Origin of the sequence: Arsukibacterium sp., assembly GCF_033721375.1 — a bacterium.
In the GTDB taxonomy this organism is placed as follows: Bacteria; Pseudomonadota; Gammaproteobacteria; order Enterobacterales; family Alteromonadaceae; genus Alishewanella.
On sequence record NZ_JAWWAP010000001.1, the window covers coordinates 560,267 to 574,927 of the forward strand.

Sequence of the window (14,661 nt, forward strand, 5' to 3'; positions counted from 1 at the left end):
GAATCAGCATATGTTTAACGTTACCCCCCTGCAGCACCATCATAGGCACTAGCCGTCCGATATTTCGGAGGGCTGCAGTCTGGCGCTCCGGTGGTAACGTATCAAAAACCCCGAGCCCAGGCCCGGGGTTTTTGTTTAATGTATTTAAAAATATATTCACCAATTTTAGTTATCGTCTTGGAGACCGTTATGAGTCCGGCAACAGAAAGTAAACGCTTACGTATTGCAATGCAGAAATCAGGTCGGTTATCGATTGATTCGCAGGCCCTTTTTACCAGCTGTGGTTTAAAAATTAACTTACGTGAGCAGCGACTGATTGCCCATGTCGAGAATATGGACATTGATATTCTGCGGGTGCGCGATGATGATATTCCGGGTCTGGTAATGGATGGGGTTTGTGACCTGGGCATTGTCGGCGAAAACGTGCTGGAAGAAGAATCACTGCAACGGCAACTGGATAACGACAGCTATGACTATACCGTATTAAAACGGCTTGATTTTGGCGGCTGCCGCTTATCAATTGCCGTGCCACAGGAAGATGAATATCAGGGCCCTGCTTCATTAGACGGCAAGACCATTGCTACAACCTACCCAAGGTTGCTGGGCCGCTACTTAAAGCAGCAGGGTGTGAATGCCCGGGTGGTCAATTTAAAAGGCTCGGTTGAAGTTGCGCCACGTGCCGGCCTGGCCGATGCCATCTGCGATCTGGTTTCAACCGGTGCCACGCTGGAAGCCAACGGCTTAAAAGAAGTGGATGTGATTTATCGCAGCAAGGCCGTGCTTATTCAACGTAAAGGTTTAACTGACAGCAAACAGCTTAAACTGATAAACAAACTAATGCCGCGGATTAACGGGGTTATGCAGGCCAATGAAAGTAAATACATTATGCTGCATGCGCCACGCGCCAAACTGGACGAGGTGATTGCGTTACTGCCCGGCGCCGAAAACCCGACCATGCTGCCACTGGCAGGCAATGACAATATGGTAGCCATTCACGTGGTTAGCAGCGAAACCCTGTTCTGGGAAACCATGGAGCAATTAAAGGCACTGGGTGCCAGCTCTATTTTAGTGTTGCCAATCGAAAAAATGATGGAGTAACGATGGCTGATACCATGGCGAAAACGTCGGCGTCCCTGTTTAACTGGCCACAGCTTACTGCTGAGCAGCGACTCGCTGCGCTGGCCCGGCCTGAACTGCCTGACACAGCGGGTTTATCCGACCAGGTCCGCGCTATTATCGGTACCGTTAAACAGCAGGGCGACAGCGCGCTTCGGGCGTATAGCCGGCAGTTTGATGGCTTGGCTGATAATCCGCTACGGTTAAGCGACAGCAAAAAACGTAGTGTGCTGGCAACCTTATTACCGGAGCGCAAAGCCGCCATTGAGCTGGCGTATGATAATATCCGCAAGTTTCATGCGGCCCAGCTGCCCCGCGATATTGAAGTGGAAACCAGCAGCGGTGTGATTTGTCAGTTAAAAAGCCGGGCAATTAATGCTGTTGGTCTTTATATCCCGGGTGGCAGTGCGCCATTACCGTCTACAGTACTGATGCTGGGCGTACCAGCGCAGCTGGCAGGTTGCCCGCGCCCTGTATTGGTTACACCGCCTGGCAAACCAGCCGCTGATGATATTGCACCGGAAATTCTGTATGCGGCAGAGCTATGCGGTATTACAGAAATTTATACCATTGGTGGCGCCCAGGCGATTGCCGCACTGGCCTATGGCACCGAAACGATTGGCAAAGTAGATAAAATTTTTGGCCCCGGCAACCGTTTTGTCACCGAGGCAAAGCAACAGGTAAGTCAGGATGTCAAAGGCGCCATGATTGATATGCCAGCCGGCCCATCTGAAGTGCTGGTGCTGGCTGATAATACCGCAAATCCGGCTTTTGTTGCTGCAGACTTGCTCTCTCAGGCCGAACATGGCCCCGACTCCCAGGTCATTTTAGTCAGTGACAGTGCCGTGTTAATTGACGCCGTGCAGCAGGAAGTTGCCAGACAACTGGCTGAATTACCGCGCCAGGCTATTGCCGCAGCGGCGCTCAGTCACAGCCGCTATATTTTAACAGCCGATCTGGAGCAGGCTGTCGCTGTCACCAACGCCTATGCACCGGAGCATTTAATTGTGCAAACAGCGATTGATGCAGAGCTTATTGACCAGTTCAGCAGTGCCGCCAGCATTTTTGTTGGCCAGTGGACCCCCGAATCGGCCGGTGATTATGCCAGTGGTACTAACCATGTGCTGCCAACTTATGGCTACAGCAAAACGGTATCCAGTTTGTCATTAACTGACTTCTACCGGCGTTACACGGTACAAACATTATCAGCCACAGGTATGCGCAATATTGGCCCGGCTATTGTAACGCTGGCTGAGGCCGAAAGTCTGCAAGCCCATGCTAATGCAGTACGGCTGCGCCTGGCGGCGCTTGCTAACCTGACTGCAGATAACCAGACTACAGACAACAACAATTCACAGGACACAACAAAGGCGGAGATAAAGCATGTCTGAGCTAACCGTTTCTGAGGTAACCGCTTCTGAGGTAACCGCTTCTGAGGTAAACAGCCTGGCCCGGCAATTAGTAAAAGATCTGGTGCCGTATGCTTCAGCCCGCAGCAGCATGAGTGGTGGCGCTGTCTGGCTTAATGCCAACGAAAATGCGCTGGCACCGGCTTATCAGCTGGATGGCACCTTTAACCGCTATCCGTCATGCCAGCCCAAAGCCGTCATTAACGCTTATGCGGCTTATGCCGGCGTAAGCTCCGACCAGGTGCTGGTCAGCCGCGGCGCCGATGAAGGCATTGAGCTGTTAATCCGCAGCTTTTGCGAGCCAAAAACCGACAGCATTACCATTTGCCCGCCCACTTATGGTATGTATGCAATAAGTGCCGAGAGTAATCAGACTGCGGTGAATAAAGTGCTGCTTGATAATGAGCAGCTCGATCTGGACGGCATTTTTGCCACCCGGCCTAAGCTGGTGTTTATCTGCAGCCCGAATAATCCGACCGGTGATCTGATTCCACACCAGCAGATTATCGCGGTGCTGGAGCATTTTAAAGACAAAGCACTGGTAGTCGTCGACGAAGCTTATATTGAGTTTGCCCCCGAAGCGTCGGTAGTGCCACTGCTTAGTCGCTACCCGCATTTAGTGGTGCTGAGGACGCTGTCTAAAGCCTTTGGCCTGGCCGGGCTGCGCTGTGGCTTTACCCTGGCCGCACCTCAGATAATTAATGCGCTGAAAAAAATGATCGCGCCCTACCCGATTGCTGAGCCGGTGGCACAAATTGCCGCTCAGGCGTTATCAGCTGCTGGCATCCGGCAGATGCAGCAAAGTGTCACCACTATTAATCAGCTGCGAACCGACTTTATCACCGCTGCCAGGCAGATGCCGGGCGTGCAGAAAATATGGCCCAGTAATGCCAACTACATATTGCTGCAGGTGGCCGATGCGGCAGACTGTGTCGCTGCGCTGATTAAGGCTGACATTTTAATCCGCAATCAGTCCAGTCAGCTGGGGCTATCGCAGGTAGTGCGGGTGTCTGTTGGCAACGCCGCTGAGATGCAGCGCCTGACAGTGGCAATGCAACAGTATTTTTCAGCTGACAACACCGCTTTAAACAATCAACCAAAGAGAGAACATGCATGAGTGGCCAGCCTATTTTATTTATTGACCGCGATGGCACCATGGTGGAAGAGCCGCCGGTAGACAAGCAGCTCGACAGCCTGGAAAAGCTGGCTTACGAGCCCGGTCTGGTGCCTGCATTACTCAAACTGCAGGCCGCCGGCTACCGCCTGGTGATGGTAACCAATCAGGATGGTCTGGGAACCAGTAGCTTCCCGCGCGACACCTTTGATGCGCCGCACGACAAAATGATGCAGCTGTTAACCTCGCAAGGCATTCAGTTTGATGATGTATTGATTTGTCCGCACTTTGAACAGGACAACTGCAGCTGTCGCAAACCCAAGCTGGGGCTGGTAAAAGACTACCTGCAGCAAGGAAAAATCGACTTTACCAATTCATTTGTTATTGGTGACCGGCAAACCGATGTGCAACTGGCTGACAATATGGGGCTGCCATCATTTTTGTACAACCGTGATACCCTGGGCTGGCCTGAGATAACAAAACGGCTGCTCAGCCGCGGCCGCCAGGCCACCGTGCGCCGGACAACCCGCGAAACCGATATTGAAATCAGCGTTGATCTGGATAGCAGCGGCAACAACAGTTTTAATACCGGTGTCGGCTTTTTTGACCATATGCTGGAGCAAATTGCCACTCATGGCGGCTTTTCGCTGCAGGTAAAGGTTGAGGGCGATCTGCATATTGATGATCACCACAGTGTCGAAGATACTGCACTGGCGCTGGGACAGGCGCTGAAACAGGCGCTTGGCAATAAGCGTGGTATTAACCGCTTTGGTTTTGTGCTGCCAATGGATGAGTGCCGGGCCGAGTGCGTGCTGGATTTATCGGGCCGGCCGTTGTTTAAATTCGATGCCAACTTAGGCGAAGGCAGTGTCGGTGGCCTTAATCTGGAAATGGTGCCGCACTTTTTCCGTTCACTCAGCGATGCCATGTTAATCAGCCTGCACTTGTCTATTACTGACGGCAATAAACACCACATGGTAGAAGGCCTGTTTAAAGCCTTTGGCCGGGCATTGCGCCAGGCCATTACTATCTCTGGTGAAGCATTGCCAAGCTCCAAAGGAGTACTGTAATGCAGTTGGTGATTGTTGATACCGGCTGCGCCAATATCAGCTCGGTTTATTTTGCCTTTAAACGACTTGCGGTTGAGGCAACGATCAGCCGTGATGCGGCGGTAATTAAAGCCGCCGATAAAGTGGTATTGCCGGGTGTCGGCACCGCCCACAATGCTATGGCGCAACTGCAGCATGGCGAACTTATCGAGACTTTGCAGGGCTTACAACAACCGCTGCTGGGGATTTGCTTAGGTATGCAAATGTTAACCAGCCACAGTATGGAAGGTGACGTGCCGTGTTTAAACCTGATCCCGGGACGGGTACTGCCAATGGAAAGTGCCGGTCTACGCTTACCGCATATGGGCTGGAATACTCTGCATAATATCAGCAGTCATCCACTGATGAAGGGTTTTACCAGCATTGATTATCTGTATTTTGTCCATAGTTTTGCGGTCGCGCCGGGTGAGCATGCGCTGGCACTGTGTAACTATGGTAGCGATTTTGCCGCAGTTATTGGCAAAGATAACGTTGCAGGTGCGCAGTTTCACCCGGAGCGCTCCGGTAAAACGGGCGCCCGCTTATTACAGAATTTTCTGGAGTGGCAATTGTGATTATCCCGGCAATAGATTTAATAGACGGTACTGTGGTACGCCTGTATCAGGGGCGTTACGACAGCACCACTGAATACCAGTTCAGCCCGCTTAGCTTACGCAACCAGTATGCCCAGGATGGCAGTGACTGGCTGCATATTGTCGACTTATCCGGTGCTAAAGATGCCAGCAAGCGACAGCTGGCACTGTTAACAGAGCTGATGACAGCATCTCCGCTGCATATTCAGGTTGGCGGCGGCGTTCGCTCTGAGCAGGATGTTATTGATTTACTCGACGCCGGTGCCGGCCGGGTAGTCATTGGCAGCCTGGCTATTCGTGAGCCAGAGCTGGTGCAGAGCTGGATCGGTAAATACGGTGGCGAGCAGATTGTACTGGCACTTGATGTAGCGATTAATGATAAAGGGCAGAAAACCCTGCCCTCCCACGGCTGGATTGAGCAATCTAACATTACCTTAGAGCAAGTGCTGGACGATTACATCGGAGCTGGCGCAAAACATGTGCTATGCACGGATATCAGCCGCGATGGTACCTTGAGTGGTTCAAACGTGGCGCTTTACCGTGAGCTTACCGCCCATTACCCGCAAATTCAGTGGCAGGCATCCGGCGGTATTGGCTCGCTGGATGATATTAAAGCGTTAACAGGTAGTGGCGTGGCTGGCGTTATCCTCGGCCGCTCGTTACTGGAAGGTAAGTTTACCCTGAAGGAGGCCATTGCATGCTGGCAAAACGGTTAATTCCCTGTTTAGATGTGCGCGATGGCAAGGTGGTTAAAGGCGTCCAGTTCCGTAACCATGAAATTATCGGCGATATTGTCCCCTTAGCCCAGCGCTACGCCGAAGCCGGCGCTGATGAGTTGGTGTTTTACGATATTACTGCCTCGAGCGATGGCCGGGTGGTGGATAAAAGCTGGGTACGGCGGATTGCTGAAGTAATTGATATCCCGTTTTGTGTCGCAGGTGGCATTAAAAGTGTGGTCGATGCCGGCAAAATCCTGGAAATGGGCGCTGATAAAGTCTCGATTAACAGCCCTGCCCTGGCGCGGCCTGAACTTATCAGCGAGCTTAATCATGTGTTTGGCCAGCAGTGTGTGGTGGTTGGCATCGACAGCTTTTTTGATGTCGCTTCGGGCCAGTATCAGGTATACCAGTTTACCGGTGATGAAAGCCGTACCCAGAAAACCCGCTGGCTTACCCGCGACTGGGTGGCTGAGGTGCAGGCACGGGGCGCCGGAGAAATTGTGCTAAATTGCATGAATCAGGATGGCGTGCGCCAGGGTTATGATATTGCCCAGCTGAAAAGCATTCGTGATGTCTGCCGGGTACCGTTAATTGCCAGTGGCGGTGCCGGTACTATGGAACATTTTACTCAGGTGTTTCAGCAAGCTGATGTCGACGGCGCGTTGGCGGCCAGTGTATTTCACAAAGCGATTATTGAGATTGCCGCGCTGAAAGCGAAACTGATTGCCGATGGAGTAAGTATCAGGCCATAGCGCCTTGTTTTACGCTGAAGCTCTCTGACACGACTCTGATGCGGACTGAGGCAAGCGCTTCGAAAACGCAATCGCTGCGTACATTTTTTCTGCGACACGCCATAAACCGTCCATGGAGCTCGGTTCCGGCCATCCATGGCCTGCAACGGTCGCTGAAAAAAGTACATCCGCGCTTGCTTTGCTTGTGCCAGCCGCAAAGCGAATGTCTCCAGCGTCGAGGCTTAGCTGCTAAACAGAGCGTCTGTGGCAGGGATGCCACAGAGGAGCCTACAAGGATGTATTTACGGCGTCTCTGTGTGCAACTAAGCCTCAGAGCCAGAACAGCTGTACATTGGCAAAAAAATAAATATAAGGTTACCTATGAACCAAGAACAAATCAGCCAGCTTAGCTGGCCCGAAAACCAGTTACTGCCGGCAATAGTGCAGCACGCCGTTTCCGGTAAAGTGCTGATGCAGGGCTATATGAACCCGCAAGCACTTGAACATACCCTGCAAAGCGGCCAGGTGACCTTTTTCAGTCGCAGCAAACAGCGGCTGTGGACCAAAGGCGAAAGTTCCGGCAATACGTTGCAATTGGTCAGCATTGCCAGTGATTGCGATGCCGACAGCATTTTAGTGCTGGCTCAGCCCAACGGCCCTACCTGCCATGTTGGTACTGAAACCTGCTGGCATGACAATGCAGCAAACAGCCCGCAGCTGAGTTTTTTGTATGATTTAGAGCATGTTATTCAAAGCCGCGAAGGTGCGGATCCGGCCAGCAGTTACACGGCCAGCCTGTTTGCTAAAGGGGTAAAACGAATCGCCCAGAAAGTCGGCGAAGAAGGCGTGGAATCGGCGCTGGCGGCAATGGCCGGTGACCGGGAAGAGCTGGCCAATGAAGCGGCCGATCTAATCTTTCACCTGCTGGTATTGTTGCGCAGCCAGAAATTAGAACTGAATGATGTCATCCAGGTATTACAACAACGGCATAAATAAGCCGCTGCAGGGTAGCGCTTGAATAGCACTACCCTGCTAACTTAACTTAATCTATCGACATCCAGTGCTGTACTGCTGAAGCCAGCTCATCCGGGTGAAACTTGGCAATAAACTGGTCGGCGCCGACTTTTTTCACCATTGCTTCGTTAAATACACCGCTCAGTGATGAATGCAGCACAATATGGACATTTTTCAGATGTTCATGCGCTTTAACTTCCGCGGTCAGGGTGTACCCATCCATTTCCGGCATTTCAATATCAGAAATCAGTAGCGGTACCTGGTCGGAAATGTCGCCGCCCACTTCCTCTGCTTTGGCTGTTAACCAGTCCAGTGCCAGCCGGCCATCATTCACCAGCTCAACGTTTATACCAATTGAACTGAGCGCCCGTTTCACCTGATTGCGCGCTACAGCTGAGTCATCTGCAACCAGTACTGTCAGTTTAGATAAATCACGCTCTGATTTGCGCTGCTTAATGGTTTCACTGACTTCCTCATCGGGGGGAGATATTTCTGCAAATACCTTTTCCACATCCAATATCTGCACAAGTTTATCGTCCAGCTGGGTTACCGCGGTCAGATAGTGACTGCGCCCTGCCCCTTTTGGTGGAGGCAGTATCTGCTCCCAGTTAATATTAACGATGCGATCAATACCACCAACCAGAAAGCCCTGAGTGGTACGGTTATACTCAGTCACCAGAATATAAGCTTTGCTCAGATCTTCAATCGATTTGCCACCCGTGGCTTTACTTAAATCGATAACAGTAACCGGTGTACCACGCAAATGGGCAATACCCCGGACATGAGCATTTGCACCGGGCATATCGGTCAGTTGCGGGCACTGAATAACCTCCCGCACCTTAAATACGTTAATGCCATAGGGTTGCTGACCGGTTAAGCGGAAAATCAGTAATTCCAGACGGTTCTGACCCACAATATTGGTTCTCTGGTCGACCGAACTCATTAATGAACTCATGGTGCTTCCTCACTGCAACCTGGGTTGCGTTAAAATCAGGTCTCAAATTTTGAACTTACCGTTACCAGCGATTCGGACAGTACCCGTAAGTCGTCTGATATACCATGGACACTTAACTGCAAGCTCTTGGTTTGGGCAAATGATCCTATCATTTTAGCGGTATTACTGGCTATTTGCTCGGCAACCATGGTTTGTTGTTCCGTCGCTGCAGCAATCTGCGCATTTAACATGCTGATTTGCTGCACTTCATGATTAATTTGCTCAATCGAGCTGCCTGCGTCGGCAGCCAGACTGGCTGAATGTTCGGCATTACTTACCGCCTGACTCATAATACTGACCGCACCACTGACATTATCGTTCAGTTGGCGCAATACTTCCTGCACCATGGTGACTGATTTCGCTGTTTTTGACGATAAGTTGCGCACTTCATCTGCTACCACTGAAAACCCCCTGCCGTGTTCACCAGCCCTGGCAGCTTCAATGGCGGCATTCAATGCCAGTAAATTGGTTTGATCAGCAATATCATTAATACTTTTCAGAATGTCCGTAACGTTTTTGGTTTTCTCCGCCAGCTCAGTAATAACGTCCTGCGCGTGCTTTATTTCATCAGATAAACCCTGCGAGTATTTCACGGCATGACTGGTTTTATCCAATCCCAGCTTCGCCAGTTCGTTAGCTTTGCCGGCGCCGCTGGCCGCATCGTTGGCCGACTGACTGATATCCTGCACCGATAACTGCATCTCCGCCATGCTGTGGCTGACGGTCTCAGAGTTATCAGATTGTTCCAGAGTCATTTTCTCCATGTTATTCATGCCTGAAGCCAGGTCTTTAGCACTGCGGTTAAGCGGCTCTATCGTTTTCGCCAGATCGTTAAACGACGTTTGCAGCATCTGGATAAACAAATTAAATTGTTTCGCTACTACCCCGAGCTCATCGTTGCCGGTTACCGGCAAGCGGCTGCCCAGATTGCCTTTACCACTGGCAAGTTCTGCCAGCGATACCCCAAGTGTTTTGGCGGAATTGCTGATCCGGCTGGCAATAAAATGCCCCAACCCTGCAGTTAACAGGATCAGTACGCTGCCCAGTGCCAGAATAACTGTTAAAGCCAAATCCATATTGCCCGACATATCTTCAATTGCCTGGGAAAAACGCGCATCAGCCTGCTGTTCAAACTCAGCAAACCGACTGTTCAGACGTTCAAACTGTTCAGTTTTGGTCGCCACACTGGCCTGAATTTTGGCGAAATCAACATTACCGTCAATAAATTGCTGGGCGATACCACCGGCCAGCGCGGCATAGGCGGCTGCATCCCGCTGCAATTCATCAAGTAAACTCTGCTGAGAAGGATTCAGGGTTTTCAGCCGGTTCAGGTTTTGCTGCAGCTTGGCACTATGTTGTTGCGCAGTCGCCAGCAAATCAGGATCTGATAAGGTTACTGCCTGGGTAAAAAACTCATCCAGCGAATTAAACCCTGAATGCACCTGTGAAGCCAGTTTTGATGTTTCATACATGTAATCCCGCATACTTTGAGTGGTTGCGTTATTCTTAGCGGTAAAATAAACACTGACCGCCACTACCGTTGAGAATGCGATAACTGCCAGCCCGATAACCAACCAGATCTTCATTACTATCGACATATTTTTCATAACAATACTCTTTTATGCCCACCAGCTAACTGCCTGGAAAACCGCTGTCAGTTAAGGGTAAGGACTACTTTGACAGCATCTGTCACGCTGGCGGCATCAACATAGCCCACCGCATTGGGGTTTTGGGCTACGTAATCAATTACTGCTGCTTCTGTTGCCAGCTCCAGCGGCGGGGTTCCCTTACCGGTGAAAACCAGTTTCGACCAATGGGCTTTTAACTGAGCGGAAGAACGACCGACGCCTTTTTCATCAAACTGACCACGCAGCGGTGAACTTTCGGCAATATTAACTGCAGCAAGTGCCGAGGAACGACCGGTATAAAGTCGGGTCAGTTCATCAGGCGTAACGGTCACAGCGTTGGCCGGATTAACGATAACAGCGATGTCAGCATTAAGCGGCAATACCGTGCCTGAAGCCGCAAGGAGTAAAACAATGGCTAAGAATCTGCTTAACATATAGGCTCCTTAAAAAACCAAATCAACACCAAATGCCAATACGCCATTACGCTGGCCGGTTGTCTCATTATCTTCTGAACTGAATTGCGCTTTAAACGCGGCAGAAGGGTGAAAGTCGTAGCGAACACCAAGGTTCCAGGTGCTGGCATCCCGCTCCTGAGTTGCCACCAAACCTTGCACCGGCATCAGCAGCTGTGGTGGTAATACGGTGGTATAGGGCTGATAGATGCTGACTACGGCATCATTATTTTCGCGCTCATAGGAAATATAAGGGGTAAAACTATCAAACCGTTTACCGAGTGATGCATACCAGTTTTTCTGAATTGAGATAAAACTGTCCTCAACTTCAACCCGGGTATATTCAGCGACGGCGATCCAGTCACTGTCATCGTATGTCAGGCCAACCCCAATAAAATTTGAACTCTCGTCATCAATATCAATGGCGGTAACCAACGGCGTCAGGCCATTAGCCGTCAGCGCCTGATACAGATTGCCGACAGTAAAACCCGGAGCCAGGGTGACAGGTAAGGTATCAATACTGGTTTTACCGGTTAAATAGGCAAAGCGGGCACTGAACGCATCTTTTGCCAGCTCCCAGGTAACCCCGGCTACGTTGTCAATCTGAGCACTGACCTGGACGCCGCTTAGACTGGCATTACCATCGTAACCACCGAAAATCAGTTGCAGGGTCGAGTCGACACTACCGATCTGAGCAGTGCGATAAAAGGTCAGCCCCTCTATGGTGTCAAACCCCAGCCCATAAACCCCTTGCGGAACCCGTAACCAGTCGTAGGCATAGCCAACATCTTTAAAGTCAGAGTATTTATAAAAAGGGGTACGCAGCCGGCCGGCATTAATCGTCATATTGTCACTGAGCTGATAACTGATAAAAGCCCATTCAAAGCCGACATCAAAGTCGTCCCGGCCCCTGCCCAGTAGCTGCGCAGTAACCGATAACTTGTCACCAAGATCGGATTTAACCTGCAGCGCAATCAGGCTTTCGTTTTTAAAATCAAGGGTATCATCATAACCATACAATCGCTCATCACTGCCGGTAGTCATACCTGCTTTAATAGAAGCGAAACCGTTAATTGTTGTGTTGGCATACGCAGTGGCGGGGATTAGAGCAACTGCAAGGGACAGGGCTAACAAACTTTTTCTCATTATTACCTCACTGAACGGGACTTACGCCTGATTTCAAACATCATCAGCAACAGATGTCGACATTACCAGTATGAAACAACTGGCTATTTTCAGTACTTGCTAAACCTAGCTTAGGCTATAACCGGCAAAATAGGCATATCTTTTGATTAAATTTATTTGTTCCAGCGCAAACCAGACTGAAATTAATTAAGATACTACTTAATTAGAGCAAGTAATTATGCCCCTTCCTAAAGATGACAACCTGACGTGCAAAACCGGATGCTTAACTGATAATAAGACAACAGTGCTGACCGGCATCTTGACAAGCTGCTGGCAGGCGTCGAGTATAACGATGATCTGCGTATGGTGCGCTATAACTAAAAAGTAAGAGCAATTATGAAAAAATCTCTGTTAATACTGGCCCTGACCAGCAGTTTTGCTATGGCTGACGAGGGCATGTGGATGCCGCAACAGCTGCCCGACATTGCCAGCGAATTAAAAGCTGCCGGTTTAGAACTGGACCCGGCTAACCTGACCAAACTCACTGAATTTCCGATGGCGGCTATTGTCAGTCTGGGCGGATGTTCTGCCTCGTTTATTTCCCCTGATGGCCTGGTGGTCACTAACCACCATTGCATATATAACAGCGTCGCCCACAACTCTACCCCGGAAAACGATTTGCTTGCCAACGGTTTTCTGGCGTCGACTAAAGCTGACGAGGTTGCCGCGGCGCCAGGCAGCCGGGTATATGTGACCAAAGCGGTTGATAACGTTACGCCACAGATTATTGATGCAGCAACGGCCAGATTAAGCGGCAAATTGCGAATTGATGCGATTGAAGCAAATCAGAAAAAATTAATCGCCGAATGTGAGCAGGATGAAGGCCATCGTTGCCGGGTAGCCGCATACTATGGCAGCCTGGAATATTACCTGATAAAACAACTTGAAATAAAAGACGTCCGGCTGGTCCATGCCCCTGCTGAGGGTGTAGGCAAATTTGGCGGTGATACCGATAACTGGATGTGGCCTCGCCATACCGGCGATTACGGTTTTTTACGGGCCTATGTCAGTCCGGAGGGTAAATCTGCCGACTACCATGCTGATAACGTGCCTTATCAGCCGGACCATTATCTGAAGCTGGCCAATGAAGGCTTGCAGGAAGGTGATTTTGTTATGGCATTGGGTTACCCGGGCCGCACTAACCGGCACCGGCTACCTTCTGAAGTCAGTGAAACTTTCGAATGGAGCTACCCGAATACAGTACAACAGTTCAAAGATACCCTGGCGATTATTGACCGGGTAACGGCCACCAATAAAGACGCCGAGCTGAAATATGCCAGCCGGGTTGCCGGACTGAATAACTATATGAAAAACCGTCAGGGTATGCTGGACAGTTATGCTCAGAGTGACTTTTTACAACGCAAAACAGCAGAGCACCAGGCACTGACCAGCTGGGTAAACAGCAGCAGGGAAAACAAAAAAGCCTATGCCAAAGATTTAGCCACTATTGAGAAACTGCTGGCTGAACAACATCGCCAATCAAGAGCAGATTACGCTCTGAATAATGCCACCCCGCGCCTGTTAAATGTGGCGCGCTCGTTGTACCGGTTAGCCCAGGAAAGCACCAAACCTGATCCAGAGCGTAAAGCTGGCTATCAGCAACGGGATATTCCACGTTACAAAGCCTTTGTTGCCGGCATGGAGCGAAACTTTGATGTCAGCGTGGAAAAAGCGCTGGACTTACATAATCTGACTAAATACGTTGCCCTGCCCAAAAAACAACGTAATGCGGAGTTTGACAGCGCCCTTGGCATTAAAGGCAATATGAGTCAGAGCGAACTGACAGCACTGATTGACAGCTGGTATGCCGATACCCGCTTAACTGACCTGAGCAGCCGGCAAGCGTTGATCGATGCCAGCCCGGCTGAGTTCAGCCAGAACGCTGATCCGTTTGTGATGGCGGCAGTTGCCCTTTACAAATCTGACTTAAAACAGGAAGCGGCAGAAGAGGAACTTGCCGGCAAAATTCAACAGGCCTATGCCAGCTATATGCGAGCGAAAATTGCTTTTATGCAGAATAAAGGTCAGGCAGTTTACCCTGATGCTAACAGCACGCTTCGGGTTACCTACGGCAATGTCAAAGGTCGGGCCCATGGCAATGAAGATGGCAACGCCTGGGCCCCGTTCACCACGCTCCGCGGGATTACCGCCAAGGCAACGGGTGAAGGTGAATTCAACGCGCCAGCGGAGCAACTTGCGGCAATAAAAGCGAAAAACTACGGCCCCTATCTGGCACCTGAGCTAAATTCAGTACCCGTTAATTACCTTGCTACCCTGGACATTACCGGTGGTAATTCCGGCTCTGCCATTTTAAACAGTAAGGCTGAGTTTGTCGGTCTGGCTTTTGATGGCACACTCGACTCTATTATCTCAGACTGGGACTACAATCCGGCTAATACCCGTTCTATTCAGGTGGATTTGCGCTTTATGCTATGGCAAATGCAGCAGGTGGATAACGCGAAGGCGTTGTTGCAGGAAATCGGTGTTAACTAACTGCTGCTGATGCTTAGCTGTATTTGTAGCATCTTTTGGAAAACCTCTGCCTGGCAGAGGTTTTTTTCATTAAAAAATACTGAAAACTGGTGAAGTCTGACAGCGCGGGCTAAAGTTAAAGTGCC

Annotated in this window: 13 protein-coding genes; 9 read left to right on the forward strand and 4 right to left on the reverse strand. The window is 50.4% G+C overall.

The annotated features are described in order from the left end of the window. Positions 1 to 189 precede the first annotated feature (189 nt). From hisG to hisIE, 8 genes are all read left to right on the forward strand, one after another. Positions 190 to 1,098: an ATP phosphoribosyltransferase gene (hisG, locus tag R3187_RS02625; RefSeq protein ID WP_318965140.1), complete on the forward strand. Its 909-nt coding sequence runs from the start codon at positions 190 to 192 to the stop codon at positions 1,096 to 1,098. A gap of 2 nt (positions 1,099 to 1,100) precedes the next feature. Continuing rightward, positions 1,101 to 2,507: a histidinol dehydrogenase gene (gene hisD, locus R3187_RS02630; protein ID WP_318965141.1), complete on the forward strand. Its 1,407-nt coding sequence runs from the start codon at positions 1,101 to 1,103 to the stop codon at positions 2,505 to 2,507. Next, entirely contained in the window at positions 2,500 to 3,642 is a 1,143-nt protein-coding gene (gene hisC, locus R3187_RS02635) for a histidinol-phosphate transaminase (RefSeq protein ID WP_318965142.1), read from the forward strand. The genes hisD and hisC overlap by 8 nt, the downstream gene beginning before the upstream one ends. After that, positions 3,639 to 4,709 carry a bifunctional histidinol-phosphatase/imidazoleglycerol-phosphate dehydratase HisB gene (gene hisB / locus R3187_RS02640; RefSeq protein ID WP_318965143.1) on the forward strand — a complete coding sequence of 357 codons (1,071 nt, stop codon included), beginning with the start codon at positions 3,639 to 3,641 and terminating at the stop codon, positions 4,707 to 4,709. Before hisC ends, hisB begins: the two co-directional genes overlap by 4 nt. Continuing rightward, positions 4,709 to 5,302: an imidazole glycerol phosphate synthase subunit HisH gene (gene hisH / locus R3187_RS02645; RefSeq protein WP_318965144.1), complete on the forward strand. Its 594-nt coding sequence runs from the start codon at positions 4,709 to 4,711 to the stop codon at positions 5,300 to 5,302. The genes hisB and hisH overlap by 1 nt, the downstream gene beginning before the upstream one ends. Continuing rightward, on the forward strand, positions 5,290 to 6,036 hold the full coding sequence (hisA, locus tag R3187_RS02650) for a 1-(5-phosphoribosyl)-5-[(5-phosphoribosylamino)methylideneamino]imidazole-4-carboxamide isomerase (RefSeq protein ID WP_318965145.1): 747 nt from the start codon (positions 5,290 to 5,292) through the stop codon (positions 6,034 to 6,036). Before hisH ends, hisA begins: the two co-directional genes overlap by 13 nt. Next, positions 6,018 to 6,791 carry an imidazole glycerol phosphate synthase subunit HisF gene (gene hisF, locus R3187_RS02655; protein ID WP_318965146.1) on the forward strand — a complete coding sequence of 258 codons (774 nt, stop codon included), beginning with the start codon at positions 6,018 to 6,020 and terminating at the stop codon, positions 6,789 to 6,791. Before hisA ends, hisF begins: the two co-directional genes overlap by 19 nt. A 360-nt stretch (positions 6,792 to 7,151) precedes the next feature. After that, positions 7,152 to 7,766, forward strand: a complete 615-nt coding sequence (gene hisIE, locus R3187_RS02660; protein WP_318965147.1) for a bifunctional phosphoribosyl-AMP cyclohydrolase/phosphoribosyl-ATP diphosphatase HisIE — start codon at positions 7,152 to 7,154, stop codon at positions 7,764 to 7,766. Positions 7,767 to 7,812: 46 nt separating this feature from the next. Here the strand turns inward: hisIE and R3187_RS02665 are convergent, their stop codons facing one another. The 4 genes from R3187_RS02665 to R3187_RS02680 are packed head-to-tail and all read right to left on the reverse strand — an operon-like array spanning position 7,813 to position 12,004. After that, positions 7,813 to 8,739 (reverse strand): chemotaxis protein, encoded by a 927-nt coding sequence (locus R3187_RS02665; RefSeq protein ID WP_318965148.1) that lies wholly within the window; start codon positions 8,737 to 8,739, stop codon positions 7,813 to 7,815. Positions 8,740 to 8,774: 35 nt separating this feature from the next. Then, entirely contained in the window at positions 8,775 to 10,385 is a 1,611-nt protein-coding gene (locus tag R3187_RS02670) for a methyl-accepting chemotaxis protein (protein ID WP_318965149.1), read from the reverse strand. Between the two features lie 47 nt (positions 10,386 to 10,432). Beyond that, the gene (locus tag R3187_RS02675; protein WP_318965150.1) at positions 10,433 to 10,840 is read right to left on the reverse strand and encodes a phosphate ABC transporter substrate-binding protein; all 408 of its coding nucleotides are present in this window, start codon (positions 10,838 to 10,840) and stop codon (positions 10,433 to 10,435) included. 9 nt (positions 10,841 to 10,849) lie between these two features. Next, complete coding sequence (locus tag R3187_RS02680; RefSeq protein ID WP_318965151.1) at positions 10,850 to 12,004, reverse strand: porin; 1,155 nt, start codon at positions 12,002 to 12,004, stop codon at positions 10,850 to 10,852. 375 nt (positions 12,005 to 12,379) lie between these two features. Between R3187_RS02680 and R3187_RS02685 the strand changes: the two genes are divergently transcribed. Then, positions 12,380 to 14,536 carry a S46 family peptidase gene (locus tag R3187_RS02685; protein WP_318965152.1) on the forward strand — a complete coding sequence of 719 codons (2,157 nt, stop codon included), beginning with the start codon at positions 12,380 to 12,382 and terminating at the stop codon, positions 14,534 to 14,536. Positions 14,537 to 14,661: the final 125 nt, after the last annotated feature.

Coding starts and splice junctions, on each gene's coding strand:
- hisG (WP_318965140.1), top strand. CDS start 190: ATGAGTCCGGCAACAGAAAGTAAACGCTTACGTATTGCAATGCAGAAA.
- hisD (WP_318965141.1), top strand. CDS start 1,101: ATGGCTGATACCATGGCGAAAACGTCGGCGTCCCTGTTTAACTGGCCA.
- hisC (WP_318965142.1), top strand. CDS start 2,500: ATGTCTGAGCTAACCGTTTCTGAGGTAACCGCTTCTGAGGTAACCGCT.
- hisB (WP_318965143.1), top strand. CDS start 3,639: ATGAGTGGCCAGCCTATTTTATTTATTGACCGCGATGGCACCATGGTG.
- hisH (WP_318965144.1), top strand. CDS start 4,709: ATGCAGTTGGTGATTGTTGATACCGGCTGCGCCAATATCAGCTCGGTT.
- hisF (WP_318965146.1), top strand. CDS start 6,018: ATGCTGGCAAAACGGTTAATTCCCTGTTTAGATGTGCGCGATGGCAAG.
- hisIE (WP_318965147.1), top strand. CDS start 7,152: ATGAACCAAGAACAAATCAGCCAGCTTAGCTGGCCCGAAAACCAGTTA.
- R3187_RS02665 (WP_318965148.1), bottom strand. CDS start 8,739: ATGAGTTCATTAATGAGTTCGGTCGACCAGAGAACCAATATTGTGGGT.
- R3187_RS02670 (WP_318965149.1), bottom strand. CDS start 10,385: ATGAAAAATATGTCGATAGTAATGAAGATCTGGTTGGTTATCGGGCTG.
- R3187_RS02675 (WP_318965150.1), bottom strand. CDS start 10,840: ATGTTAAGCAGATTCTTAGCCATTGTTTTACTCCTTGCGGCTTCAGGC.
- R3187_RS02680 (WP_318965151.1), bottom strand. CDS start 12,004: ATGAGAAAAAGTTTGTTAGCCCTGTCCCTTGCAGTTGCTCTAATCCCC.
- R3187_RS02685 (WP_318965152.1), top strand. CDS start 12,380: ATGAAAAAATCTCTGTTAATACTGGCCCTGACCAGCAGTTTTGCTATG.